This is a genomic window from Ruegeria sp. R13_0 (assembly GCF_017743995.1).
Taxonomy (GTDB): domain Bacteria; phylum Pseudomonadota; class Alphaproteobacteria; order Rhodobacterales; family Rhodobacteraceae; genus Ruegeria.
In genome coordinates this window covers 14447-40142 of sequence record NZ_JAGHRB010000024.1, presented here as the reverse complement: position 1 = coordinate 40142, position 25696 = coordinate 14447, and the positions used below count along the sequence as shown (strand labels likewise).

The window sequence follows — 25696 nt, the reverse complement described above, 5'->3', positions numbered from 1 at the left end:
ATGTTCGCCCGCTTTGCTGGGGTCGTCCCCATGCGCGTGCGCATCAGGCAAAGCCTTCACCGCCGCAACATAAGCCTCAACCTCAGAAGCATCCGTCGGAGGGGGAATATAACCCGCACTGTGATCGATGTGATCGCCGTGGCTATGATGATCATGCCCACCCGGGCTGCCGTAGACCGAAAAGCCTGTTGCAAACAGCAGGGTCATAGACATCGTCAATTGGCGTATCACTCGCAACTCACATCCTCCGCAGAAACGTCGGGAGACTTTGTTTTCGCAGCCCCGCCTCATCGGATTACTATGTCCAGATGGTAGTTCATATAACCCCAGTTTTCTAGGGTTAGGGTGCATTGATTTCTGCCGCACTAATTGGTTCACGGTTCGAAAAATGGAGCTGTTGCATGAACGGTCTTTTCTGATTGACTGGCGCGCCGCTGGCTCGTCTAAAGTCGTTTTTTACGATTCCGCGTGGAAAGCCTCGGGTTAACATCAAGCGTGGTTGGGCGGAATAACTTTCATTAACCACAATGACTTGCGATCCAATTCACTACCGTGCTTGCGGGGAGATGTTCGCGGAAGCCACCTATTTACGCCCCATTGCTTTGCTGATCGCGGCGGCGTCGGTGATGGCAGCCATAATCTGTACGCTCAGACTATCATGAGGTGAGTCCCTCAAGGCTGCCATTATTACTCTACTGGTGATTACCTTTGTTGCCCCTTAGTTTGCACGCAACGAACGTATCATCGGCGAGCGGGCCTTTGTCTCGACGAATTTCTGGATGGGCAACAACCCGGACACAACCGAAGGATATGAACCGCTTCCAGAGGCAGTCGACGGCATGTCAGAGGTTGAACGGTCCCACTACCTTAAGGAGTCTCGGTTGAGCATCTGCGCGCTGCACCGCTTGATTTCGTCTGGAGAACGATCTGGAAAGCCGCGCTTTTGCATAAGCGCGAAACGATCGGCGTGGCCTGGAACGTAGATGCGCTCGAGGCGCTGGTTGGAACCACCGGGGCGACATTCTTGAAGCTCATCTCAACCGAGTATTGGTACCTTAAGCTGATTGCCGCAGCGATCGGGATTGTTGCGTTGGTCAGAAGAGGTGGTGGCTGGCGCGTGATCGTGGTGCAACCGGTTTGGTTATGGCTTTATTTCACCGGTGTTCATGCAGTTATCGTGGTCGGAGACCGTTATCATATGCCGGCGATATCAATGATTGCGATGCTTGCAGCTATTCCGTTGGCGCACTTCGTGCACAGCGGGAAAGCCTGAACGCGCAGCGACGCAGAAGGTTCGAATCCAAGCCTAGCACAAGGCAAATACGGGCTGGATGTTTCGAGAGAAACTTTCAGTATGGAAATCGTATTTGGACCTAATTATCTAAAAAGATGCGCAATTGTTTCCGGTTTAGGCGCCGATCTTCTGCAGGCTTGATAACTTTTGCCTCAGTTTTGCCATCTTCCTCTCGCGTTAATTGAATCTTTCTGATAGATTAACCCGTGTAGCGAATTTTAAACGGTTGGTATGAGTAATGGTGAACAGAGTTTTCGCACTTATTTCCGCGCTTTTTCTGATGACGGTCGGGGCGAATGCCGCGCCTGTCACTGTTGATCTCACCCGTGGTGGAGATCTTTCGGTCTCGGGTGGGGTAGGAACTTTTGACGTTGATGGAATATCCGGTCGGGTGACAGCCCACAACTCTTGGTGGACACATGCATCTGTGGCTCAGAGGACCGATGGTATTGGTGTTCGTTCGGGGCGGTGGGATGACACCGCGCAGCTGGATGGCCTTGTGAATGAGTGGTTGTCTGTTGCATTCGATTCTGCAGTGAGGCTGATGTCGGTCACGTTCTCGCACGTGGACGGCAATGATGACTGGGATATCTATGTCGACTACACACGTATTGCGGACGAGAGCAATGCAAATCCGTTCCGTTTTGGTGACCGGATAGCGCACTCGTTTAGCGTTCTGGCGGATGGCCACAGTTGCTATGGTTGGCACTGCTATTCCACGGATAACTTTCTCATTAGCAGCTTTACGGTTGCACCCGTTCCGCTGCCCGCATCAGCCCTGTTGCTGATCGGTGGTCTTGCTGGGTTCGGTGTGATGCGCCGCCGTAAGCAACAGCAGTTGGCCTGAGGCAAACTTCACGAAGAATTTTTGCGGCAGCGTCAAAACGCTGCCGCTTTGTTGTTATAATACTCCAATGAAGTCATATTCCTTTGGTGTTTTTAGTATGCTGTAATGGCTTGGTATGTCGGTCACAAACGAACCTCTTGAACCAATGAAGCACGGGACAGCTACGCGCTCGGCTGCGGGTGTGTTCTGGCTGGTGCTTATGGTGATTGGTGCCGTTGCCTTCTTTCAGGAAGGGATCGCCGAGCTATTTCGGGTCTGGCAGCTTCCCGAATATAGCCATGGCCCACTGATACCTGTTCTGTCCGGACTGTTGTTTCTAAGACAACTCAAGACTGTTCCAATTGATGCGACCCCAGTACGTGACTTCTGGCAGGGGGCGGCATTGTTGGCTTTTGCGCTGGTGCTGGGTGGCCTCGGGATGTTGATCGGTATTCCCGATATCGTCGCCTATGGGCTGATCCTGTGGGTGGGTGCAGTTTTGCTGATCAGTTTTGGCTGGAAACAGGGGCGTGCTTTCTGGCCACCGGTTCTGCATCTTGTCTACATGCTGCCACTGCCCGGAGCACTGTATTATGGCGTCTCCACGTGGCTACAGCTGATCTCTTCGGAACTCGGTGTGTGGTTTCTGGATGTCCTTCGGGTCCCGGTCTTTCTGGATGGCAATATCATTGATCTGGGGGTCTACCGGTTGCATGTGGCTGAAGCTTGTTCTGGCCTTCGGTATCTGTTCCCGATCCTCAGCTTCTCTTACATCTTTGCGGTTCTGTACCAGGGGCCAACATGGCACAAGGCGATCCTGCTGGTCTCGGCGGTGCCAATCACCGTTGTGATGAATTCGATTAGGATCGCCGTTGCAGGTATAGTCGTGAACGCCTACGGGATCGACTACATTCAGGGGTTGACGCATTTCTTCGAAGGTTGGGTCATCTTCATTAGCTGCGTACTGATCTTGTTTGCCATAGCCTGGATTCTTGTGCGATTCCGTCGGGACCAGATCACGCTAGTCGAGGCGCTGGATTTGGAGACCGACGGTCTGTGGGAACAGGCCAAACGTATTCGATTTATTGCACCATCAGTGGCTCTGATTGTCGGCGCAATTCTGGTGATAGCACTCAACGTGTTATGGCAGAATGTACCCAACCGCGAAGCTCCGCTCGTCAATCGCGACCCCTTTGCGCTGTTCCCGACTCAACTGGGCGATTGGCATACCGGGCAACCAAGAGCCCTGGATCCGGATATCGAACGAATACTGAATGCGGCTGACTACCATTCGGTTTCGCTGGAGCGGGCAGGGGAGGTGGCCCCTGTCGACCTGTTTATGGTCTGGTACAAGGATCAGAATACTGGGGGTGTGCATTCGCCCGAGGTCTGCCTGCCTGGGAGCGGGTGGGAAATCGCCTGGCTTGAACAAATTGATGTGTCGGATGGTACTCAGAGTTTTCCTATAAACCGTGCGATTATACAAAAAGGATTAGACCGGAGGCTGGTCTACTATTGGTATGAGCAGCAAGGTACGCGAGTGGCATCGGGCTTCAAGGCCAAGCTGCTGCTGCTGTCCGGCAAGGTCATCAATGGCCGCAGTGACAGTGCCATGGTGCGTCTAATTACTCCGATCAACCCGGAAGAGGGCGAGATGGCCGCAGACTTGCGCTTGCATGACAGCCTGTGGGCAGTCGAAGGACGCCTGGAGCGATTTGTACCTTGGGATGGTAGTCTATGAAGCGGAGTACTACCCTCGTCGGCACCTGTCACAGCATCTTTATCAATCAAGATCTCATTCGGGTTGGTCTGATCGAAATTGAGATGGTGGCCAGGCTTTGCACCGCTACGATGTTACCGTTGGCTCGAGGAGCAATACAACGGCACTACACGCCAGTCTATGAAGATACAGAGAGGTCGATTGGATAGACTGTTTCCTTACCGTGGGCATCGGATTGTCAGTCTTGTTTTTAAACGCGGTCGAACCCCTATTCTTTGATTGAGTTGGTCCCTACCTAAAATGCACAACCCTTCCGAATTGAATACAAGCACAACTTGCTCAATCATCAGCACCACAGCTCTGATGCCGCCTGATTGGCGGTTTCTTCAGGATGAAGGGAACCTGCCCGATGCTAGTTGGAGCACCCATACCAGCCAGGCATTTGCAGGGCTTGAACGTATAAACAGAATGCGCGCCAGCATGGACGCGGCAGTTGAGGCACGCCTGCGCAGCCGAGATGGAGAGAAGGTTTTGTTGGTCTCTCACCTGCCTAACATGGCCATTGCCACTAACATGTCTCGCAAAATGCTGAGGACCAAGGTTCCGCAGATCGCTTTTTCTTTTAACTTTACCACGTTACCTAAGAACAGTTTCAGGTATCTTTATCGCTTGTCGCTGAGGGGCATTGACGAGTTTGTCGTTTTTTCATCCTTCGAACGTGATCTCTATGCCGACTGGTTTGGTATCCCATCGGATAAAATCCGCTTTATTAAGTGGGCCATGAATGCCCCCTCCGTGGCTCCATCCGCTGTGGGCGGTACAACTCAGCCACCATATTTGTGTTCCATAGGTGGCGAGGCGCGGGACTATAGGCTTATTGCAGAGACCATGAGACGGCTGCCGCAATATAGAGCTGTGATCATTGCGAGGCCCTACAGTGTTGCTGGGATAGAATTTCCAGACAATGTCGATGTGCGCCTGAACTTACCTGGCCCAGAAACTTGGAGGATCGCTATGGATTCTGTCGGAATGGCATTGCCACTTCTCACCAGATCTACCGCTTGCGGCCATATCACCTTTGCCGCCGGACAGCTTCTGGGCATTCCTATGGTGGTAACCGACACATTGGGTTTGGCTGACTACATCTCGGATGTCGGCGTCTTCAGGACGGTTGAGCCGGGCCACATAGATGCGATGGTTTCTGCGGTTGAAGCCCTATTTGCAGAGACCGATCAAGCGCGGAATGAGGCATCAGCTATCAGATCCGTGGCCGAGAGAACCTATTCCTTGTCCCACTGGACCACATATTTCACGTCAGTCCTCAAAGGTCTCTGAGGCTGTGGCGTATTGTAACGTTCGGGTAATTTTAGGATTGTAATACGCGACTTGTTCTTCTATGGCCGCCAAACAAAGTCTCGGCCTATCTGAAAGAAAACCAGCGGGCTGGTCGCCTCTCCTAGCCCTTCTTCATCGCGCACGCGGTAATTTACGCCGGTATTGAAATTCCAATATTCGGTCAGCCGGTGACTGTAGACGGCGCTGAGTTCAGTGTATTCGGTGCGAGGGTCCGTCGACGTTTCTTCGGTTAGCGCGTAGATTGCGCCCAAGCCAATGCGTGAGTTTGGTGTGAGTAGGCGCACGTAGCCGATATCGGCCACGGTTACAAAGCGAAGCTCCCGCTCTGCGTTGGTCGATACATCACGGCGAAGCTGGGCGAAGACTTCATTCGGGCCGCGTTCCTGTTCGTAGCTCAGAGATCCGATCCACCCTTTTTCTCCGCCGGGCACCCGCGCGCCACCAACGCTGGCCGAGAAGGCGCCATTAGGGATTTCCAGGCTGCGCCCGACAGTCAGTGTATCTAGCCGCCCTTCCGTTTCCAGTGACGAATCCAGATCGGCGGTTAAATCACCGTTCGGCATAGCGTATACAAGCCCCAGGCTGCCAACATATCCTTCAGTGATATCGTCGCCGGACAGGCCGCTCTCATCGATTTTGCTGTAGCCGAAAGAGGCATCAAGAATGGTGCGAGAAGACGCTTCATGCGTCAGGCCGAAGATCAGGTCATCCCTATCCTCGGTGGTCTGATCCGTGTCGTCGCGGTCATTGTGTTCAAAACTGTAATCCAGTCTGGCCTCGGTGCGGGGCGACAGGCTGAATGTCATCCCGACACCCGCCTCGATGGTTTCTTCGTCGAACAGGCCCGGATCCGTCGTGTCTGAATAACTTAGTCGGTTGACCCCCACGAAGAAATTGTAGCCGATCAGATTCTGCCGCCCGAAGTCGAACGCTGCGCGCAGATCATATTCGCGGCGTGTTCCATCACCGGTCAGATCGGCGAAATCGGGGGGCAGGTCGATCACACCCTCGTCATCGACGAAATCCGAAAGTGATCGTAGAAATCCGATATCATAGCCCAGATAATCGGCTTCCAGCAGCATGCCCGCGTTGGCCGCTTCGCGCGCGTAATCAAAAAGTAGCCGAGTATCCCCGAAATCGGTCTCGCTGCCTTCGTCGGGCAGGTTGCTGAAGCGCAGGGCCGTTGTGGCGTCGAAATCGAAGGTCTGAGTGCGGGTTTCGCTGTTGAGCCCAAAGGAGAAGATTGTCGAGGCAATGGTGCCGTGCCCCTCTTCTGGAACATCCAGGCCCAGATTGCGTCCGGTTTCCAGCCGCTCGTAAATACCAAACCTCATCACAGGGCCGCCGGGCTCGACCGGAATTTCCTGAGCATGTGCGACTGTCGTAAAAATCACACTGAAACACGCAACACGATATGGTGCTGAATGCATCAACAGGTTCCGTCTCACTGCGCCCCCTCTTTGATATTATTCGAACAGGCGTCGCTGCGGAATTATGATGACGTCGCCATCCACTAGCCTCGTCGCTGCTCCATTTCCTGCGCCCTCAAGGATCGCATCGTAGTTGAATTTGTAGACGGCCTCGTTGCCCGCCCGATCCGTACGGCGGAGCATTACTCTTTTCGTGGCTGCAAATCTAGAAAAACCACCCATTTCAGCGAACAATTGCAACAATGTTGTACCCGGCTCGACCTCGTACCTACCCGGAGATGCCGCTTCGCCGACAACATACACGTCAATCGGCTCCACTTCGTCCTCTTCAGCAATAGAACTCAGTGAAACAAAAACGGTTGGAGGAGAGGCAAAATTAGGGGACAGCATGCGAGAAAGGTCACCTTCGATCTGCTCGGTGGTTCTGTTGCTGGCTGCCAAGGTTCCGGCAAGCGGCATAGTGATGCGACCATCCGGGCGGACTAGTACGTCGCGGTTAAGGCTTTCGTCTTCCAACACTTCAATCTGCAGCCTGTCCCCGGACTGGACGCGATACCCTTGTGCCAATGCGGGCAAGGCTGTCAAAAAACCAACGATTGTCGCGCCAAATAGCGTCAAAACAACTTTCATTTCCAAACTCTTCCTTCTCAACCCCAAATGGAGCGCGTGTTGGCATCCAACTTACTTTTACCGATGCGCGACCGATCAGATCCATATTGCGAGGGTTTTGGCCAAAGTACCATTCTTTCCGAAAGCTAAGGCGCTTTAGACGGGTTTTTTGAACACAGATTGTTGTAAAGGCAACAATTGGAAGATGAGTGGCCGGGCTTTGCTAGCCTTACTCTAGATAAACGGAAGAATTGGCGTGCAAGCTCAACCTTAGGTAAATTGCCCGGGATGAAGCATAGCGAGACATCATGAGTGTTGGGGCCATTTTGCTGGGCATGCTTGTCGGAGCTGGCGCTGGTGCTGCTGCTCTGATCTTTGGCCTGTCTGTCTTGACGGCGCTGTTGATCTACGCAGGGGCTGGGAGTCTGACCATCGGTATTTGGATCGCCGTATCTCTGCTGCTGCCCAAAAAACTGCCGACACAGGTCGTGACAGACGCCTGATATCGCATTTAGTCTGAGGCCGCAGTGCTGTTTAACAACTTTCTTGCACGTTCAAACTGGGGCAGGTCGCTGTCCCCGGCCAGATCCAATGCCAATTCGAGCGTGTTTCTCGCATCCTCTACCCGGCCTAGGGCCATATACGTTTCACCCAAGTGATATTGCACCAATGGATCATCGGGTAGCCCGCGCGCGGCAGGCTCAAGATGAGTCAGGGCCTCGAAATGATTGCCGCGGCGGAATGCGATCCAGCCATATGTGTCCTGAAAGGCCGGTATATCCGCGTTACGCAGGCGGCGGGCGATCGTATAGGCACGGGACAAGCTGTCTTCATCCTGGCGATGGGTCGATATGAGGCTTGCCAGATTGTTTGCAATCGCCAGATTGCTGCTGTCATCCGCATAAAGCGCCTCATAGAGCGCAATGGCGCCCTCGAAATCTCCGGCCTGTTCAAGTTGCTCTGCTTTAAGCTGCCGGGGGAGTATGGATTGAGGTTGCCGTGAAATAACCGTGTCGATCAAGGCATCTGCTTCGCTGCCCCGGTTCTGGGATCGCAATAATCCAACCAGTTGGCGCAGAGGCTGAGTCCCTTCGGGAAACTCTTCGATCAAAGTTCGGTATATAGCTTCGGCCTGATCAGGTTCGTCATTCACCAGATGTAAACCGGCTTGCAGATAGCGCAGCACAGGATCTTGAGGTTCATTGGTTAGGCGTTCTGACAGCAAGGTCTGCGCTTCGTCTGTTCTGTCTTGCTGCACCAGAACCCGGATCAGTTCAGCCAGAGCGGCACGATCCCGATCATCGGCTTCAGTGAGCGACCCAAGAAGGTCAACAACATCGTCGCTCCGGCTTTGCAGTGTCAGATAAGCCACCTCGATCTGGTCAGCGACAGCGGTGGCAGACGGGGTATCCAGCCCGCGCAACTGCCAGATGATCCGGGTGACCCGCGTCCAATTCTGCATGCGCATCTGTAGGTCGGCCATCGCCGATAGCAGCCGGATGTCTGAGGGCGACCGCCGCAATGCGTCACCTAGCACCTCTTCGGCCACGTCCAGGCGGTCGTCTTGCATCAGGAAGGCGGCATAAGTCAGGCTTTCTCTGGCAGCTCGGTTTGAGGCTTCGACCGCTAAGGCATAACGCTCGCCCGCCAGTTCGCGGGCGCCGGCCCGTTCATGAGCCTGCCCCATCAGCGTCATGATAACGGGATCACGTGGCGCTTCGGCCTGAGCGGTGCGCAAAGTTAGGATGGCATCCTCGGGCTGGTCATCCTCGATCTGCCAAGCGGCGCGCATCTTGAGGGCTTCGACATGACCCGGTGTTTGCTCCAACACTGTGTTGATCCGGATTTTTGCGCCATCAATCTCATCGATGTTCAACAACATCCGCGCCAGGATGACCTGTAAATTTGCGGTTTCTTCGCTTGCATCCGGATCGGTCAGCAGTGCTCGCATGTCTGCGATGGCGGTTTCGGTGTTTCCTTCCTCGAAATCCAAGGCGGCCAACGTGGCTTTGTAAGTCTTTTCGTCTGGGTTTGCACTGATCAGACGCTGCAACTCAGATCTGGCAGCCGAGTTGCCTTGCGTACTGCGCAGGAAGTTGACGACTTGAAGATTCGGGTCCACCCCGGCATCTGGGGTATCGGCCAGTTGCCTTAAGAAAGCCTCGGCCTTTTGTATTTCTCCTTGTTCCTGATACCAGGCCAGCAGCATGTTGCGGGCCTGCTGATCATCGGGAAACCGTACAACCATATCCTGCAGGGTGGCGCCGATTGCCGGCATGTCCTGCTGTTCCATCTGCAACTGCAGTCGGGCCAGGTTCAGCTCAAAATCGTCAGGCAGATGAACCAAAGCGTTGTCAATTTCACGCAGAGCGTGGTCCAGATCGCCTTGCGTGAGTGTGTGATCAACTGTCAGCCGCCACGCCAAACGGTTATCAGGATCGTTGACCAGCTTTTGCTGCACAATGGTCACGGCGTCCTGCATCTGCGCTTCATCACCGGCCAAAAGCGCTGCGCGATAGTCCAGCAAAGCGTTCAGGAAGATGACCTCTGCATCTTCCGGATCAAGATCTTTTGCCGCGCGGCCATGTCGTTCGGCCTGCTCCCAGGCATTCTGTTGTAGCGCCATGCGGGTGACAGCGACCCTGGCTTCCAACAAATCGGGCTGCTGTTCGGTGACGCGCAGATACTGGCTGATGGCCTGCTCCATATCACCTTGTTCGGCTAGGACCCGGGCAAAGACCAACCGGCCTTCGCCGTGATCATTGTCAAACTTGATCACGTTGCGCAGTTCGACCAGCGCCCGCTCTGTGTCACCGGTTTCAAGCAGGGCCAGTGCGGCCTGAAAATGCCGTTCGGCACGTTCTTCGGAGCTTTCGCATCCGGCCAGTGCCAGTACTGCACAGAACAGAAGCGGAATATTTATGAAACGGCGCGGACGCAGCATTGGGGCCTTCCTGCTCGTAGTTTATCCCGGTCAGTTTGACCGGGACGGCACGGGAATACCAGTCAGAGGTAAGATGAAAATCAGAAAGCGGTCAGAACCGGATTAGTATCCGGTCCCGCCAAGTACGACGCCAACCGTGGCGCAAAGAATGCCCATATCGGTTTTCAGAGATACGTTCCGGGAATAAGCCGTATCGAAATCGGCGCGGCCGGCAAAGCTGCAGTCGTTGCGATCAGAAACCTGCCAGCTGCCGGTAATACCTGGGCGCATATTGTAATATGCGCGGCCGGGGTACAGCTTTTGCTGATCGGGCATCATCGGACGCGGGCCAACCAGGCTCATGTCTCCGGTCAGAACGTTGAAAAGCTGCGGCAGCTCATCCAGCGAGGTTTTGCGCAGAATATGACCGACCGGGGTAATGCGCGGGTCGTTCTTGAGCTTCTGGTGTTCGTCCCATTCCAGCCGTGCCAGCTTGTTGCTGGCCAGATATCCTTCGAGGCGGGCTTGGGCGTTGGGTACCATGGTGCGCAACTTCCACATGGTGAACTTACGACCGCCACGCCCGACGCGGGTCTGACCATAGAATGGGTTGTGCCCGTCCTTGGCGACCAGAAGAGCCATGATCAGCATGATGGGCAGGGCGATCGGCAAAGCCATCAGCACAAACGCTGTGTCCAGCACGCGCTTGCCAATGTTGCGGTAGGTGTTGGTGGGTCGGGACGCTACATTTTGGGAAGGCAGCGCAGAAGAAACGGGCCGTGCCTTGTCTGGGACATTCGTGTACTGAACAATCATTTTACTCTCAAACACTCACTAACACCTACTAACCGGAACACTCACCAACACCAACAAAACTGAGATGTGCCTTACACCCGAAACACAAGGGCGACTCGATGGAAACGTAACAGGGAAATTACATCGAAATTACAGCAGCACCTTTTAACACTGTGGAAAGTTCTACACCATTTTTGCCGCCTCCACAAACGGGCAGTTACACATAAAAGCAAATTTGCCGCAAAATCGACAAAAATTCGCTCTATTACGCGCCACATAACCCGCATTGTTTCCAGTGATATGTCTAAAAAATATGCAGGTAACACATTATGTTCCTTTAGTGGACAGATTGGGCCTTTGGGCAACCTGAACAAAGCATGATTGGAAAGATATCTCTGTGATCAAGGACACAGCGCGATCGCAGGGGATGATGTACGTATAGTCCTGTTTGGAAAGGTAAAAAGAGCGACGGAAGAAGTATGGTTTTCGGCTGTAGCGCGCGATTCTTATGCAGGAGCGATTCCGCCGACAGGAACTATGCAGTGGTCAGTTGAGAACGAAGGTGTAACCTTGTTTTGATCATACTGGCCCGACGCAGACTTCGCTGATGGCAGTTGAGGCCCTATACTAAGTGTTTGATAAAAGTGCAGTGTTATGAGTAGTGAGTATCAAATCTGTTATGATGGGTGCGGGCTGAAGCCCGTCCTGAACGGAAGATGAAGGAAATGCCCTATCGGCTTTCCATACCCAGCAAGGCGGTGCCAAACCCGCTTATGCTGCGTCGCCGCTGGAGGTTTGTCGGAAACCGGACCAATGGTAAGGCAGGAAACGCTGACGCCTCGAAACCACTCTTGTCAGATGATAAGATAAAGACGGCGCAGGCTTTTGTTTCGCCATCTTCTTTAGCGAAAGAGCAGAGTACGGTGAATATCAATCCCGGTCATACCACGCAGGAGAGCCGTTCGAGCAGCAGCCTGGATATTTATACCGAGCATTTCGGCCTGACCGAGCGCCCGTTCACACTGCTGCCGGATCCGGATTTCCTGTTCTGGTCTGATGCTCACAGTCGGGCTTATACGATGCTGGAATACGGTATCTTGACCCGAGCACCGATTACCCTGATCACCGGTGAGGTTGGAACTGGCAAAACCACATTGTTGCATCACCTGTTGAAGTCCGTGGATGACAAGGTCCGGATCGGTATGATCTCGAACGCGCATGGTGATCGGGGTGAGTTACTGCGCTGGGTGTTGATGTCGCTGGATCAGCCTGCACCAGCCGAGGCCACCTATGTTGACCTCTTTGCAGCGTTCCAGACCTTTCTCATTGATGAATACGCCAACGGCCACCGGGTCATCCTGATCTTCGACGAAGCGCAAAACCTGAGCGCCGAGTCTCTGGAAGAACTCAGGATGTTCACCAATATCAACTCAAACAAGGATGAGTTGCTGCAACTGGTTTTGGTGGGCCAACCGGAACTGCGGGAAATTATACGGCGCCCGGATATGCGCCAGTTTGCGCAGCGAGTCTCCTCCAGTTTCCATTTGACGGCGATGGACAGACTTACGGTACGGAAATATGTCGGTCACCGCCTGGAGGTTGCCGGGGCAGAGCGCAATCTTTTCGGCCCAGCTGCAACGGACAAGGTTTATGAGGCTACCGGTGGGGTGCCGAGGCTGGTCAATCAGCTTTGCGACCTTGCCATGGTTTATGCCTTCACGCGTGATCGAAAAAGGGTTTCATGGAATCTGGTGCAGCAGGTTCTAGATGACGGTGCCTTTTTTGCCTCGGGCATGCCCGCAGAAGAAAGCGGATCTTTGTCATGATGGGTGAGGTTCGATTTTATTGGGCATTGCTGCTGCGCAGGTTGCCATATCTGCTTATAATTGTGGCGATCTGCACCGCAGCTGGCCTTGTGTTGGCTGTCACACTGCCGCCGGTTTATCGCGCTACCGCCCGACTGGTGGTGGAATCGCCTCAGATTCCCGACGATCTGGCAGCTACCACCGTTCAGGCCAGTGAGGTTGAAATCCTGCAGGTGATCGAGCAACGCTTGATGAACCGTGTCAACCTTCTGGATTTGGCGCAGAAATTTAATGTTTACGATGGTGAAGCCGATATGGGGCCGGATGCTATCGTTGCGGATATGCGGTCCCGTATTAGCATTTCTCTGCCCTATGCCAGCCCGTTCGTATCAGTGTCTTTTCAATCCTTTTCGGGTCAGGTGTCGGCCGCAGTCACCAATGAACTGGTCACCCAAATTCTACAGGAAAATGTGGCTTTGCGCACCGGAGCAACCAGCCTGACTCTGGAGTTCTTTGTGCAAGAAGTGGCCAGGCTAGATGAAGAGTTGGCCGCACAGGGTGCCCGCATTCTGGCTTTCAAAGAAAATCACAAAGACGCTCTGCCTGAAGGGTTGGATTACCGCCGTACCCGACAGTCCTCGCTACAGGAGCGCAATCTGCAACTCGATCGGGAGTTGTCGGGGCTACGCGACCGCCGGACCCGGCTGGTTGAAATTTATGAACGCACAGGGCGCCCAGATTTTACAGGGGAAAGCTTAACCCCTGAGCAGCGTCAATTGCGTCAGTTAAAAGATCAGCGATCTGCTGCGGTGGTGATTTATTCCCCGGACCACCCAAGGGTGAAATCACTGGATGCGCAGATTGCTGCGCTTGAGGCGGCCAATATCGCGTTGGGGTTGGGAACAGAAAACGCCCCGAACATTTCTGCATATGAACTTCAACTGTCGGATATCGACGGGCAGATAGACTTTATCAGTGAGCAGAAAACAATCATCCAAACAGAGTTGAATGATTTAGCTGCGGCGATTGAACAGACGCCAACTAATGCCATCACGCTAGGTACATTGGAGCGTGACTACGACACTCTGCGCATACAATATGAACAAGCGACCGCCAGCTTGGCCGAGGCACGCACCGGTGACCAGATTGAGGCGCAATCTCGTGGTCGGCGCATAACCGTGACACAGCAGGCTATCGCGCCGGCCAATCCAACCGATCCCAACCGCAAGCTCATTGCCGCAGCCGGGTTTGCGGGCGGGGTAGGGTTGGCTTTTGGTGTTTTCGTGCTGCTGGAATTGCTGAACAACACTATACGCCGACCTGCCGATTTGGTCAGCCAGCTTGGTGTTCAAGCTTTTGGTGTCGTGCCCTACGTCCAGACCTCGGGACAGGTCGCACTCCGGCGTATACTTGTCCTCTGTGCTATTCTAGCCCCGGTCTTAGGGGTTTGTGTGTCACTCTATCTGATCCATTCTCACTATATGCCGCTTGACCTGTTTGTCGAAGAGGTTGGCGACAAGCTCGGAATTGATGCTTTGCTCAGCCGTTTCGGTATTGGCTGATAGGAATAGGTGCATGGAACGTATCCAATCTGCTATCCAAAAAGCCCGCGCTGCCCGCGCACAGGACGTGACCCATGACGAAGGACACGCACTACCCCCTACCGGGCATATCGCTAAACCGGCATCATTAGTTGAGGCCGTTGAAGCGCCTGCTTCGGATTCTTTTTGGGCCGAGTTGCCTGTCGCGGAGTTTAACGTCGCCGCCTTGAAAAAAGGTCGCGTCTTTCTCGATCGGGCCGGGGAGCTAACAACCCCGTTTGATGTGTTGCGCACACGCATTCTGTATGAGATGCGGAAAAATAACTGGCGGCGGCTCGCTATCACGTCACCAGGCAGCGCTTGTGGCAAGACAACGCTGTGTCTAAACTTGGCCTTCAGCCTTGCCCGCCAACGCGAAAACCACACCCTCGTAATTGATTTGGACATGCGGCGTCCTTCGATGGCTAAACTATTGCAAACCCCGCAAGAACAGGCTTTTTCCAGCGTTCTGGAAAGCAGTTCTAGTCCAGAAGAGCATTTGGTTTGTTATCAGGATAAACTCGCCTTTGGGGTGAATCACAAACCAACCCCCAATTCGGCAGAACTTTTGCAAAGCCAGAGCGCTGCGCATGTGATTGATCAGCTGGAGGAGCGGTATCACCCAGACGTGATACTGTTCGACACACCACCACTGCTGGCATGCGACGATACATTTGCGTTCCTCGATCAGATCGACTGCGTGATTTTGCTAGCTGCTGCTGAAACCACTACCGCCGAGGAAATAGAAAAGTGCGAGCGTGAGATTGATTCCCGCAGCAACCTACTGGGTGTTGTTCTGAATAAATGCCGGCTTCTAGATAAGGCGGACAGCTACGGCTACTGATAATATTCTGGGGTGGTTCGTTCAAGTGGTGCTGTCGGAAAGTGTGGTAAAGGCAGGTGTTGCTCAACAACATTCCTGCCAGTTTATGTGCATACAGCGCGGGTCTTTGTGCAAGCCGAGCTCACTCTTAGCGATGGATACTTTCCTTTTCATCCTCCATTCGATTGACCCTCAAGTACTGTATCTACTGTAGCGGCTTGGTTTTAGAAGACTTGAGCGCTCGGTTCGCTTTTTAGGTTATGGCAGGATAAGGTGGTTGTGTTACAAATCGTTTTAGGGTTGGCGTGCTATTCCTCCATCCGTAAACTTGGTGGCACTCAGTTCTTCGTTGTTGCACCCTCAATTCCTTGATCGTCTATTCACCCTCTGAAGACATCACTAACCTTGGACCCGCAGGTGTCTCCTGCACGCCATATCGGACTGACATACCATCGACCGTTTCGTCTTTGGTCTTCATCTCCAGAGACTTGGTGTTATCTGTGGTCTCGCGAAGCCAACCGGCTAGGTTGTTGTTCTCGTCATAGCGCATCTCATCCCACCAAGGCGCGGACCAGTGTAGCATTGGGTCATAGGCTGCGTTGCGGGCTTGCGCATCATAATCCACTGAACTCAAGCGCATCTGACCTTCCGGACCGGGGGTGTAGACACGCTGGTGATGGGCCGGGAAACTAATTGACAGAAGGGCGGGGGCGCTGAATTGGGCGCCGTTCCAGGCGATGACGCCGATGTCCACGCGGGAGCTCAGGCGCGAAATTTCCCGCGTCGCTGAAGGAATTGGGAAAGGGTCGTGCCAGTTTAGTGTAATCTCGGCGCTCAGCCCGTCTTCGGTCGGAATGATGCTGACCTTGTTGGAATCACCGCGCAGCAGCACCCAGTGAAATTCCAAATCGCGCCCATTGGGATCACGGGTGTTGGCTACCGATAGCGCTATACTTCGTTCATATTCCGGTCCGCGCCAAATGCGGGCAATCGCCGAGGGTGTATCGAACAGGCGCTCGGACAGGTCGGCCAGACCCGCTGTTGTGCGGAAATCTTCGGACACCACGTTCAGGCGCACCATCGGCGGAATGTCTTCAGGGGCGATTGACGCTGCCAGGCCGATCATACGCCCGGGCGACAGGTTTTGGGCGTCAAACACCGTGGGGTGTGCGGCTCCGGTGCGATAGGCTTCGGCGGTGTAGCTGCCATTCTGGGTACGGCGCAGGATCATTTGTAGGGTGGGGGCGATAAGCCCTTCGTCTTCCAGCCGTGCGCGAGTGTCGGGGCGGAACGCAGCCAAAGTCATCAACAGGGCCCGCAGAAAGGCCTGATCCGAACCGGAAGAACCTTGCGAGGTCACGCTATAAGGCCAGTTGGCTGGAAAGAGGTCTTCGGCATCATGGTCACGATGCTCGGGATAGACATACAGATGGTTGCTTGCATAGGCGCGGAAGTTTTGCGCCGGGGTCATTGGGGCGGTCATTGCCAGGCGAGATAGACTGCGTTGTACGCCCTGATCGGAAACTGCGGTGGATGAGTTGCCTAATGTCACAGCGGGAAACAGAAGCTCTCCGGCCAGACCATAGTCCAGATCTGCCTCGCGCAGCGCGGGGGCATATGTCACATGTGTCAGGTTTGGAAACAGCTCAGGGGGCAGGGTGGAATGCCCTCGGTCCCGATTGTCATAAAGTACGCCGCCAAGCCCTGATGCTACGCCCTGATGCGACAACCGACGCAGTAGCAATGCAGCGCTACCGTCAGCATTCTGACCAATCGCCTGTGTGCCACGCGATGGAGCGGGCAGCTCAAGTCCTGTAGCCAGCCAACCGAATGGGCCTGCCCGCACCAGATCTTCCGGGTTCAGTTGGATGGTTTCGGCCTGTGCGGTCACACCAAGGCTTAGCAAGGCGGGTAGGATGAAAAAGCGTCGAAACATGAAGTCAGGCTACAGCAGTTTGCAAAACTTATGGTGCAGAAATCAGTTCAGCCTTGGAAACGGCCACGTAGTGCAGCCATAGTCAGACCGGGCATGATCAGGATGCAGCGCCCGTAGCGCGCGGCCAACCGGGTCGGGTTGCTTAGCAACCGCCAGACCCATTCCAGCGCCAGCTTGCGTACCCAGCGCGGTGCCCGGGTTTGTGATCCGGCGACAAAGTCCAGCCCGGCCCCGATCGACACAAAGCCGCATTCGGGCGCATGTGTTCGCCCCAATACAGCCAATCTTTCTTGCTTCGGGGCGCCAAGCGCCAAAAAGCACAATCTGGCCCCGGAAGCGGCCACCTGTTTCAGGTCAGATACCGCAGTGGGCCCGTCCGGGTCGTACCCAAGAGGCGGGGCAATCCGGGCCACAACCTGCAGTCCCGGATGGGCGTGTTCCAGTCGTTCGGCTGCCAAATCAAGCGTGTCCTGCGTTGAACCCAGCAAAGCAACGGGCACCGCTTGCTCCGCCGCCAGTGCCGACAGGGGAGCGATCAACTCTGATCCAGGCACCAGATCAACGGGCCGTCCGGCCAATCTGGACAACCAGACAACAGGGTTGCCGTCAGCTACAATGTGGGTCTGATCCTGATAGGCCGCCCGAAACATATCAGATTCACGCATTTTGACGATGTGATCAAGATTGAGCGTCGCCACTGCAAACCCTCGACCGTCGTTCCAGTGACGGTTCAGATCGGTCAGCAAATCCTGTTGTGATGAGAAATTTACAAGATTCAATTCATTCATGCTGCTCGGGACCCAGTCCAGCGGTGTATGGCTTTCTGAGATCAGTTGATGCCCGAGCGCCATCCAGTTGTCTATGACCAGTCAAATCGCCATCTTTCCATCGACCCCTTTTGCTGAACAAAATAATCACCTGAACCTAACTGTTTCATCATGGGAAACTAACATTTCTGTGGGTCTTTGCCTTTTGCGTGACGCAATTGCGGGGGATACTCTGACAAACGTTATGAACCTTCAGGGAAAATCTGCCCTCGTATCAGAGTACCGAAATTTGAAACATCATGTGGGTTTTCACCTCTCTGAAGACGCATCTGTTTCATTGGCATTCTGTGCGGAGCGGCCTAAACTCGACACGGTTTATTAATGGATGGTTTAAAAGTGCATAGTTCTGCTCGGGAAGGCGATATCGCGATTGTTGGTATGGCGGCGCATTTCCCCGGTGCCTCATCGGTTGAGGCATATTGGTCCAACCTGCGTGCAGGCTTGGAGTCTATTCGCCGCTTGAGTGATGAGGAAATTCTGGCTGCTGGCGAAGCGATGCATCTGATGCAACGCCCGGATTACGTGCCCTTCGCGGCGCCCCTGGACAAGTTCGAAGAGTTCGACGCCGAGTTCTTTGGTCTGTCTCCCAAAGAAGCCGCCATCATGGACCCACAGCACCGTCAGTTCCTTGAGGTCGCCTGGGAAGCGCTGGAAAACGCTGGCCATCCGCCCGAGAATTTCCCCGGACCAATCGGCGTGTTCGCAGGCTGCGGCATGGGCAGCTATTTCTATTTTAACGTCTGCTCGAACCGGGATCTTGTCGACGACGTTGGCATGTTCCTGTTGCGCCATACCGGCAATGACAAGGATTTCCTGTCGACGCGGCTGAGCCATATCCTCGACCTCAAGGGGCCGAGCGTGAATGTGCAAACTGCATGTTCGACCTCGCTGGTCGCAACGCATTATGCAACGCAGGCTTTGCTGACTGGTGAGTGCGATATGGCGATTGCTGGGGGGGTTACGATCGAACTCCCTCATAACAGAGGTTATGTTTATAAAGAGGGTGAGGTTCTCTCACCCGATGGCCATTGCCACGCCTTCGATCATCGCGCGCAAGGTACAGTGTTTGGCTCGGGCGCTGGCGCTGTCATTTTGCGGCGTCTATCTGATGCGATTGAGGATGGCGATCATATCTGGGGCGTGATCCGCGGCACGGCGATCAACAATGATGGCGCGGCCAAAGCCGGGTACTTGGCGCCATCTGTGGATGGTCAGGCCGCCGCGATTTCCGAGGCCCACGTGATGGCCGATGTTCGGGCCGACACGGTGGATTACATCGAATGCCATGGCACCGGCACTTATCTGGGGGATCCAATCGAAGTGGCCGCGCTGACACAGGCGTTTTCGGAAACCACGCAGGAAACGGGCTTCTGCCGGCTGGGCTCGGTCAAGACCAATATCGGCCATCTGGACACCGCCGCCGGGGTGGCCAGCCTGATCAAAACCTCGCTGGCCCTGCATCACAAACAGATCCCGCCCAGCCTGGGCTACGAGAAGCCCAACCCGGCGATCGATTTTGAGAACAGCCCGTTCCGGGTGAATGACACTCTGACCGATTGGGTCTCGTACAAGGGGCCGCGCCGCGCCGGGGTGAATTCTCTGGGCGTTGGCGGCACGAATGCGCATGCCATTCTGGAGGAAGCGCCTGAGCGAGCCACATCCGAACCGTCGGATTGGCCGTTTCAGATCCTCACGGTTTCGGCGCGGGGCAAGAAAGCGCTGGATGCCAACAGTGCGGCACTGGCCGAACATCTGCGAGCCAATCCCGATCAGGATTTGGCCGATATCGCTTGGACCCTGAAAAACGGACGGCGCGGGTTCGAAAAGCGGCGCGTCATCGTCGCTGAAACCCATGAAGAAGCCGCCACGATCCTTGAGGAAAATGATCCACGTCGGGTGTTCACCCATACGGTGATCTCGGACGCGCCGGAGCATGTCTTCATGTTCCCCGGCGGAGGCGCTCAGTACGCCGGTATGGCGCGCGACCTTTATGAGACCGAGCCGGTCTTCGCAGATTGGATGGATCGGGGTCTGGATATTCTGCAGGCCAAGCTCGACTATGATATCCGCGCGATCTGGCTGCCTGAGCCGGGCGAGGAAGAGGCTGCGGATGAGCGGTTGAAGACGCCCTCGGTGCAGCTGCCGCTGATCATGATCACCGAATATGCGCTGGCGCAGCTTTGGATGGAATGGGGTGTTCAGCCCACCGCGTTGGTCGGCCATTCGATGGGCGAAAACACCGCCGCATGTGTGGCCGGCGTGATGTCGTTTGAGGATTGCATCGGTCTGGTGCATCTGCGCGGGCGACTGTTTGATACGGTTCCGGCCGGTGGCATGTTGAGCGTCCCCCTGCCCGCCGATGATCTGCGGCCACTACTTGGCGATGATCTTGATCTGGGTGCCGTGAACGCCCCCAGCCTGAGCGTTGCAACTGGACCTCAGGCGGCGCTGGACGATCTGGAGGATCGTCTGCGCAATCAGGGTGTCGACTGCCAGCGCATCCCGATTGACATCGCGGCGCATTCCCGGATGCTGGAGCCTATTCTGAAGGAATTCGGCGACTATTTGCGCTCGATCGAGTTGAAGGCCCCGCAGATCCCGTTCCCCTCGAACCGCAGTGGCAACTGGATCACCGAGGCCGAGGCCACGGACCCCGAATACTGGGTCGGCCATCTGCGCAACACCGTTCATTTTGCTGATTGCATCACTACGCTGTCCGAGAACCCAGAGCGTATCTTCATCGAAGTCGGCCCCGGCAAGGCGCTGGCCTCACTGACCGGGCAACATGACAAGGTGGATGCCAATCAGGTGATCAGCAGCCTGCGTCACCCAAATGATGATGTGGCTGACGATGCTTATTTCATGGCCATGCTGGGCCGGATCTGGGCTTTGGGCGGCGCGTTCGACTGGAAACAGATCTGGGGCGAGGCGCGGCGCAACCGCGTGCCTCTGCCCACCTATGCCTTCCAGCGCTCGCCCTATTTCATCGAACCCGGAACGACACGGACCGAGACAGCCAGCCAATGGCTGATGCGCACCGAAGACCCTGCCGATTGGGGCTATCGCGTGGCATGGACCCCGAAATACGCGGCCTGCGATGTGGATGTCACCGGCGATCTGTCGGAGGCGGCGCAGGAAAGCTGGCTGATCTTTGCGGATGAGGCCGGGCTGTGTACCAACCTGACCGCGCGCCTGAAGCAAGCCGGTCACAAGGTGGTCACGGTCACGCCCGGCGATGCCTTTGCGCGCATCAGCGAGGATCACTACCAACTGGCCCCCGAACGCGGGCGCGAAAGCTATGATGCGCTGATCCGCGATCTGGTTGCACAGGAACGCATACCAACCCGGATCGTGCATGGCTGGCTGCTGACACAGGCCGAGACCTTCCGCCCCGGCGGCAGCTTCTTCCACCGTAATCTGGAACAGGGCTTTTACAGCCTGTTCTTCTTGGCGCAGGCGATCGGGGACGAAGACCTGCCAATGCCGCTGCACCTACATGTCCTCAGCTCGGGCGCGCTGCAGGTTCGGGATGAGGCCCTGCCCTACCCGGAAAAAGCAACCGTGACCGGCCCAACCCGCGTTATCCCGCGCGAATTCTCCGGCTTGACCTGTGCGCTGCTGGATATCGACCTGCCGCAAAGCGCGGGCAAACGCCGCGCGCCTGCCCTGCCCGAGGGGTTGACGGATCAAGTGATGGAAGACCTGCTGGCTCCGCCCGCCTCGTTTACGGCGGCGATCCGCGCGGGCAAGCGTTTTGAACAAGGTTATCGCCCGCAGGCTCTGGCGGAACCGTCTCTGGACGATCTGCCCTTGCGCGATGGTGGCACTTACCTGATCACCGGCGGTTTCGGCGGCATTGGCCTGACACTGGCCGAAGCGCTGATTTCCAAAGTGGACGCCAATATCGTCCTGCTCGCGCGCGGAGACCTTCCGCCGCGGGATCAGTGGGAAACCGTGCTGAACAACTCGGCCCCGCAAGACAAGACAGCCCGCCGTATCCGCGCTATCGAAAAGCTGGAAGCGGCAGGGGGCAAAGTGCTGCCGATGTCTGTCGACGTCAGCAATGTTGAAGAGATGCGCCGCTGCGTCGAAAGCGCCACGCAGGAATTCGGCCAGATCAACGGCGTGATCCATGCGGCTGGCCTGATCGACGATGCGCCGATCATGACCAAGACCATGATGGAGATCGAGGACGTCTTTACGCCCAAGATCCACGGCACGCAGGTCATTGACCAGATCTTCCCCGACGGATTGCTAGATTGGTTGGTTCTGTTCTCGTCCAGCTCAACCGCGACGGCACCTGTAGGTCAGGTCGACTATGTGGCCGCCAATGAATACCTGAACGCCTATGCTCGCGCGCGTTCGGGCGACAAAACGCAGGTTGTGTCGGTCAACTGGGGTATCTGGGCCGATGTGGGCATGGCCGCGGATGCGATGGAGGCTCGGACAGGCACTGCCGAGCCCGCGCCCGTAACCCCGGCGGACGTTCCGATGCTGGATCAGGCAAGCTTTGATGACGCGGGCAACCGCCTGCTGAGTGCGACTTACAACGCCCATGACCGTTGGTTCCTGAACGACCACCGAACCAAGGCCGGTCACGCTCTGGTGCCCGGCACCGGCTATCTGGAACTGGCCTCCGAGGCGCTGCGCGTGCAAGGCGAAACCGGTCCGTTTGAAATTCGCGACCTATATTTCCTGCGCCCCCTTGCAGTCTCGGACAGTGAAGATCAGCAGGTCCGTCTGCGCCTGCCACGCAGCGATGTGGGCTATGACTTAACGGTTGAGAGTGGATCGGATGAGGCGTTCGAACTGAACGCCCAAGCGAGCTTGTCTCTACTGCCGTTGATCACGCCAGCACGGCTGGATGTGGAGGCCATCGCTGCCCGTTGCGGCCCGGCCCATCAGGCCGAAGGCGCGGGCCGTCTGCGATCCCCGCAGGAGGCACATCTGAATTTTGGCCCGCGCTGGCGGGTGCTGACCTTAACTGCACTGGGGCAGGATGAGGGCCTGGCTCATCTGGCGCTGCCTGAGGGACTGCAAGCGGATATACAATCGGGCTACCACCTGCATCCGGCTCTGATGGATCTAGCCACGGGCTGGGCGATGGAGCTGATCTCAGGATATCAGGCCTCGCACCTTTGGGTGCCGGTCTCCTACCGCTCGGTCCGCGTTTATGCACCACTGCCCGCGCAGATTGTCAGTTGGGTCCGCAACGCAGGCGAAAACCGCGCCGAGAGCGAGGCCGCCAGTTTCGATGTCACCATCGCAGCCCCAGACGGCACGATCTGCATCGAGGTAGAGGGTTTCTCGATCCGCCGGATGGAAGATGCTGTGGATTTTGCCTTCACCGAAAGCGCCCCAGCGATCACCTCTGAGGTCGACGCCCCGGCGCCCCTGTCCCCGGCCGAGGAACGGCTGCGTCACAACCTGTCTCAGGGTATTCCGGCGACAGAAGGGGCGGATTTGTTCTTCCAGGCACTGGCCAGCGGGCAATCGCAGATCATCCTGTCCTCGCTGGATCTGGAGGGACTGATCGCGCAGGCCGCCGATAGCGGTGCATCCACCGAAAGCTCGGATCAGAAGTTCCAGCGTCCCGAGCTGGACTCGGATTATGTCGCGCCGGAAAATGACATCGAACGCCGCCTCGCCGGGTTCTGGCAGGAACTACTGGGTGTTGACGAGATTGGCGTCGAGGACAGTTTCTTCGATCTGGGTGGGCATTCCCTGATCGCGGTGCGCCTGTTCGCGCAAATCCGTAAGGCCTATAACGTGGATTTCCCAATCTCGGTCCTGTTCGAGGCCCCGACCATCCGCAAATGCGCCGACCTGATCGCCACCCGCGGCGTGCCCAAAGATGGCGGCGAGGGCGATGCGCCAGCGGCAGCCCCTGCGGCACCGGAACGCCGCTTTACCCATCTGGTGCCGATGCATTCCGGCGAAGGTGGGCCAAAGACTCCGTTCTTCCTGGTGGCGGGGATGTTCGGCAATGTGCTGAACCTGCGCCATCTGGCGCATCTGGTGGGCACCGACCGGCCCTTCTATGGCCTGCAGGCGCGCGGTCTGTATGGTGATGAGGAACCGCACCGCGATCTGCGCGAGGCCGCCAAGGACTACATCGCCGAGATGCGGCAGGTGCAACCCTCGGGGCCGTACATGCTGGGCGGTTTCTCGGGTGGCGGTATCACGGCTTATGAGATCGCGCGCCAGTTGACTGAAGCGGGCGAAGAGATCGCAGCGCTGGTCATGCTGGATACGCCCCTACCGGTACGACACCCGCTCAGCAAAGCGGATCGCTTGAAGATTCAGCTGCAGGAGATGCGGAACAAGGGTGCAAGCTACCCCATTCAATGGGCCAAGAACCGGATCGCATGGGAGATCCATAAACGCCAACCCAAGGAAGAAACAGCCGAGACCGGCCAGCAATTCCACGACACCGAGATCGAGGCCGCGTTCCTGGAAAGCGTCAACAGCTATCCTCTGCATCCGTGGAATGGCCCTCTGACCCTGTTCCGCCCGCCTTTGGTTGGGAAATGGGAACTGGGGCCGGGCAAACTGGTACATCATGAGCGCTACTACCTGACCCACGACAATGACTGGACGCCCTGGGCCCCCAATATCGAAGTGTTCGAAGTACCTGGCGATCACGACTCGATGGTGTTGGAACCCAATGTCCGCGTGCTGGCCGCACAGATGAAGACCTGCCTGGAAAATACAGAGCGTCGGGTCCCGCGCCCAACCCTCCGGCAAGCGGCGGAATGACCATGGCTGATCCCAAACTCCTGACGGTTATTCTGAATTACAAAACGCCGGACATGACTCTGCGATCCGTCAGCGCCGCGCGGCAGGCGATGGAGGGGATCACAGGCGAGATCATCGTGGTGGACAATGATTCACAGGATGGGTCGTTTGAGGCCATCGCAGCCCATGTTCAGGATCAGGGTTGGGACAAGGACAATCGTGTTCGGGTCATCCAGTCTGGTCACAATGGTGGCTTTGGCGCGGGCAACAACGTAGGCATACGAGCGGGCCTGTCCGATGGCATGCGGCCCGACTATGTCTACATCCTGAACTCTGACGCCTTCCCGGCAGAGAACGCCATAGGCCTGCTGCTGGAGCATCTGGAAACCACGCCTCAGGCAGGTTTTGCTGGCAGCTACATCCACGGCGAAGACGGGGATCCGCACCTGACCAGCTTTAGGTTCCCCTCGATTACCAGCGAATTTGTAGGAGGCATTAGATTGGGGGTCGTTACTCGTCTATTTGCCAATAGGCTTGTGCGTATTCCCATCCCACCCGAGACACGCCCAGTTGGTTGGACAGCCGGGGCTAGCCTGATGATGCGGCAAAGCGTTCTGGATGAAATTGGCCTCTTTGACGAACAGTTCTTCCTCTATTTCGAAGAAACCGATCTGTGCCGCCGCGCCGCACTTGCAGGCTATCGCACGGATTATGTACGCCCCAGCGAGGTCATGCATATCGGGTCCGCCTCCACCGGCATGAAAACCTGGAGCCGAGTGCCAAATTATTGGTTCGACTCGCGCCTGCATTATTTTGTCAAGAACCACGGCCGGTTTTATGCGGCCGGTGCCACCTGCGTACATTTGACCGGTGGTTTCCTGCACTGGTTGCGGTGTTTGATCACTCGTAAGGACAGCGGTGTTCCGCCCCATTTTTTGCGTACCCTGGCCTGGCATGACCTGTCCGCCTGCTTTCGCGCGCCCACTCGCAAAGCCACGCATGACAGCACATCCAAGCCAGTTATTGGAGAGTAA

At 56.0% G+C, this 25696-nt stretch carries 17 protein-coding genes; 10 read left to right on the top strand and 7 right to left on the bottom strand.

From position 1 onward, the window contains the following. Window positions 1-207: hypothetical protein (locus J7394_RS21305; protein ID WP_209255984.1), on the bottom strand; the 207-nt coding region annotated here is incomplete at its 3' end. A 736-nt stretch (window positions 208-943) separates the two neighbouring features. On the opposite strand from J7394_RS21305, the gene J7394_RS21300 reads away from it, so the two are divergent. The 4 genes from J7394_RS21300 (at window position 944) to J7394_RS21285 (ending at window position 5175) form a co-directional block, all read left to right on the top strand. Then, window positions 944-1273, top strand: a complete 330-nt coding sequence (locus tag J7394_RS21300) for a hypothetical protein (RefSeq protein WP_209255983.1) — start codon at window positions 944-946, stop codon at window positions 1271-1273. A 262-nt stretch (window positions 1274-1535) separates the two neighbouring features. Continuing rightward, the gene (locus tag J7394_RS23185) at window positions 1536-2141 is read left to right on the top strand and encodes a VPLPA-CTERM sorting domain-containing protein (RefSeq protein WP_371812122.1); all 606 of its coding nucleotides are present in this window, start codon (window positions 1536-1538) and stop codon (window positions 2139-2141) included. 115 nt (window positions 2142-2256) lie between these two features. Beyond that, window positions 2257-3861 carry a VPLPA-CTERM-specific exosortase XrtD gene (gene xrtD, locus J7394_RS21290; RefSeq protein ID WP_209255981.1) on the top strand — a complete coding sequence of 535 codons (1605 nt, stop codon included), beginning with the start codon at window positions 2257-2259 and terminating at the stop codon, window positions 3859-3861. Between the two features lie 342 nt (window positions 3862-4203). Next, complete coding sequence (locus tag J7394_RS21285; protein ID WP_209255980.1) at window positions 4204-5175, top strand: hypothetical protein; 972 nt, start codon at window positions 4204-4206, stop codon at window positions 5173-5175. 59 nt (window positions 5176-5234) lie between these two features. Here J7394_RS21285 and J7394_RS21280 read toward each other — a convergent pair whose 3' ends face one another. Then, window positions 5235-6530, bottom strand: coding sequence for a hypothetical protein (locus tag J7394_RS21280; RefSeq protein WP_209255979.1), 1296 nt, complete (start codon window positions 6528-6530; stop codon window positions 5235-5237). Window positions 6531-6662: 132 nt separating this feature from the next. Beyond that, window positions 6663-7256: a polysaccharide biosynthesis/export family protein gene (locus J7394_RS21275; protein ID WP_209255978.1), complete on the bottom strand. Its 594-nt coding sequence runs from the start codon at window positions 7254-7256 to the stop codon at window positions 6663-6665. A 287-nt stretch (window positions 7257-7543) separates the two neighbouring features. Between J7394_RS21275 and J7394_RS21270 the strand changes: the two genes are divergently transcribed. Then, window positions 7544-7738: a hypothetical protein gene (locus J7394_RS21270; RefSeq protein WP_209255977.1), complete on the top strand. Its 195-nt coding sequence runs from the start codon at window positions 7544-7546 to the stop codon at window positions 7736-7738. Window positions 7739-7746: 8 nt separating this feature from the next. Here the strand turns inward: J7394_RS21270 and J7394_RS21265 are convergent, their stop codons facing one another. Together J7394_RS21265 and J7394_RS21260 are read right to left on the bottom strand one after the other, a co-directional pair. Further along, window positions 7747-10179 (bottom strand): tetratricopeptide repeat protein, encoded by a 2433-nt coding sequence (locus J7394_RS21265; protein WP_209255976.1) that lies wholly within the window; start codon window positions 10177-10179, stop codon window positions 7747-7749. A 102-nt stretch (window positions 10180-10281) separates the two neighbouring features. Next, window positions 10282-10974, bottom strand: coding sequence for a sugar transferase (locus J7394_RS21260; protein ID WP_209255975.1), 693 nt, complete (start codon window positions 10972-10974; stop codon window positions 10282-10284). Between the two features lie 695 nt (window positions 10975-11669). Between J7394_RS21260 and J7394_RS21255 the strand changes: the two genes are divergently transcribed. Genes J7394_RS21255 through J7394_RS21245 form a run of 3 tightly spaced genes read left to right on the top strand, consistent with a single transcriptional unit; the run spans window position 11670 to window position 15182 of the window. Continuing rightward, on the top strand, window positions 11670-12779 hold the full coding sequence (locus J7394_RS21255; RefSeq protein WP_247748353.1) for an ExeA family protein: 1110 nt from the start codon (window positions 11670-11672) through the stop codon (window positions 12777-12779). Next, entirely contained in the window at window positions 12776-14320 is a 1545-nt protein-coding gene (locus J7394_RS21250; protein WP_209255974.1) for a lipopolysaccharide biosynthesis protein, read from the top strand. The genes J7394_RS21255 and J7394_RS21250 overlap by 4 nt, the downstream gene beginning before the upstream one ends. Before the next feature lie 13 nt (window positions 14321-14333). Then, the gene (locus J7394_RS21245; RefSeq protein ID WP_209255973.1) at window positions 14334-15182 is read left to right on the top strand and encodes a CpsD/CapB family tyrosine-protein kinase; all 849 of its coding nucleotides are present in this window, start codon (window positions 14334-14336) and stop codon (window positions 15180-15182) included. Window positions 15183-15537: 355 nt separating this feature from the next. Here the strand turns inward: J7394_RS21245 and J7394_RS21240 are convergent, their stop codons facing one another. Further along, entirely contained in the window at window positions 15538-17097 is a 1560-nt protein-coding gene (locus tag J7394_RS21240; protein ID WP_209255972.1) for a hypothetical protein, read from the bottom strand. 47 nt (window positions 17098-17144) lie between these two features. Next, a complete protein-coding gene (locus tag J7394_RS21235; RefSeq protein WP_209255971.1) occupies window positions 17145-17885 on the bottom strand; it encodes a WecB/TagA/CpsF family glycosyltransferase in 741 nt (246 codons plus the stop codon). 360 nt (window positions 17886-18245) lie between these two features. On the opposite strand from J7394_RS21235, the gene J7394_RS21230 reads away from it, so the two are divergent. Both J7394_RS21230 and J7394_RS21225 read left to right on the top strand, forming a co-directional pair. Further along, entirely contained in the window at window positions 18246-24683 is a 6438-nt protein-coding gene (locus J7394_RS21230; RefSeq protein ID WP_209255970.1) for a type I polyketide synthase, read from the top strand. 2 nt (window positions 24684-24685) lie between these two features. After that, window positions 24686-25696, top strand: coding sequence for a glycosyltransferase family 2 protein (locus J7394_RS21225; protein WP_209255969.1), 1011 nt, complete (start codon window positions 24686-24688; stop codon window positions 25694-25696).

Bases quoted from the DNA above. Each gene is read 5' to 3' on its own strand.
- xrtD (WP_209255981.1), top strand. From the start codon at position 2,257: ATGTCGGTCACAAACGAACCTCTTGAACCAATGAAGCACGGGACAGCT.
- J7394_RS21285 (WP_209255980.1), top strand. From the start codon at position 4,204: ATGCCGCCTGATTGGCGGTTTCTTCAGGATGAAGGGAACCTGCCCGAT.
- J7394_RS21280 (WP_209255979.1), bottom strand. From the start codon at position 6,530: ATGAGGTTTGGTATTTACGAGCGGCTGGAAACCGGACGCAATCTGGGC.
- J7394_RS21275 (WP_209255978.1), bottom strand. From the start codon at position 7,256: ATGAAAGTTGTTTTGACGCTATTTGGCGCGACAATCGTTGGTTTTTTG.
- J7394_RS21270 (WP_209255977.1), top strand. From the start codon at position 7,544: ATGAGTGTTGGGGCCATTTTGCTGGGCATGCTTGTCGGAGCTGGCGCT.
- J7394_RS21265 (WP_209255976.1), bottom strand. From the start codon at position 10,179: ATGCTGCGTCCGCGCCGTTTCATAAATATTCCGCTTCTGTTCTGTGCA.
- J7394_RS21260 (WP_209255975.1), bottom strand. From the start codon at position 10,974: ATGATTGTTCAGTACACGAATGTCCCAGACAAGGCACGGCCCGTTTCT.
- J7394_RS21255 (WP_247748353.1), top strand. From the start codon at position 11,670: ATGAAGGAAATGCCCTATCGGCTTTCCATACCCAGCAAGGCGGTGCCA.
- J7394_RS21250 (WP_209255974.1), top strand. From the start codon at position 12,776: ATGATGGGTGAGGTTCGATTTTATTGGGCATTGCTGCTGCGCAGGTTG.
- J7394_RS21245 (WP_209255973.1), top strand. From the start codon at position 14,334: ATGGAACGTATCCAATCTGCTATCCAAAAAGCCCGCGCTGCCCGCGCA.
- J7394_RS21240 (WP_209255972.1), bottom strand. From the start codon at position 17,097: ATGTTTCGACGCTTTTTCATCCTACCCGCCTTGCTAAGCCTTGGTGTG.
- J7394_RS21235 (WP_209255971.1), bottom strand. From the start codon at position 17,885: ATGAATGAATTGAATCTTGTAAATTTCTCATCACAACAGGATTTGCTG.
- J7394_RS21230 (WP_209255970.1), top strand. From the start codon at position 18,246: ATGGATGGTTTAAAAGTGCATAGTTCTGCTCGGGAAGGCGATATCGCG.
- J7394_RS21225 (WP_209255969.1), top strand. From the start codon at position 24,686: ATGGCTGATCCCAAACTCCTGACGGTTATTCTGAATTACAAAACGCCG.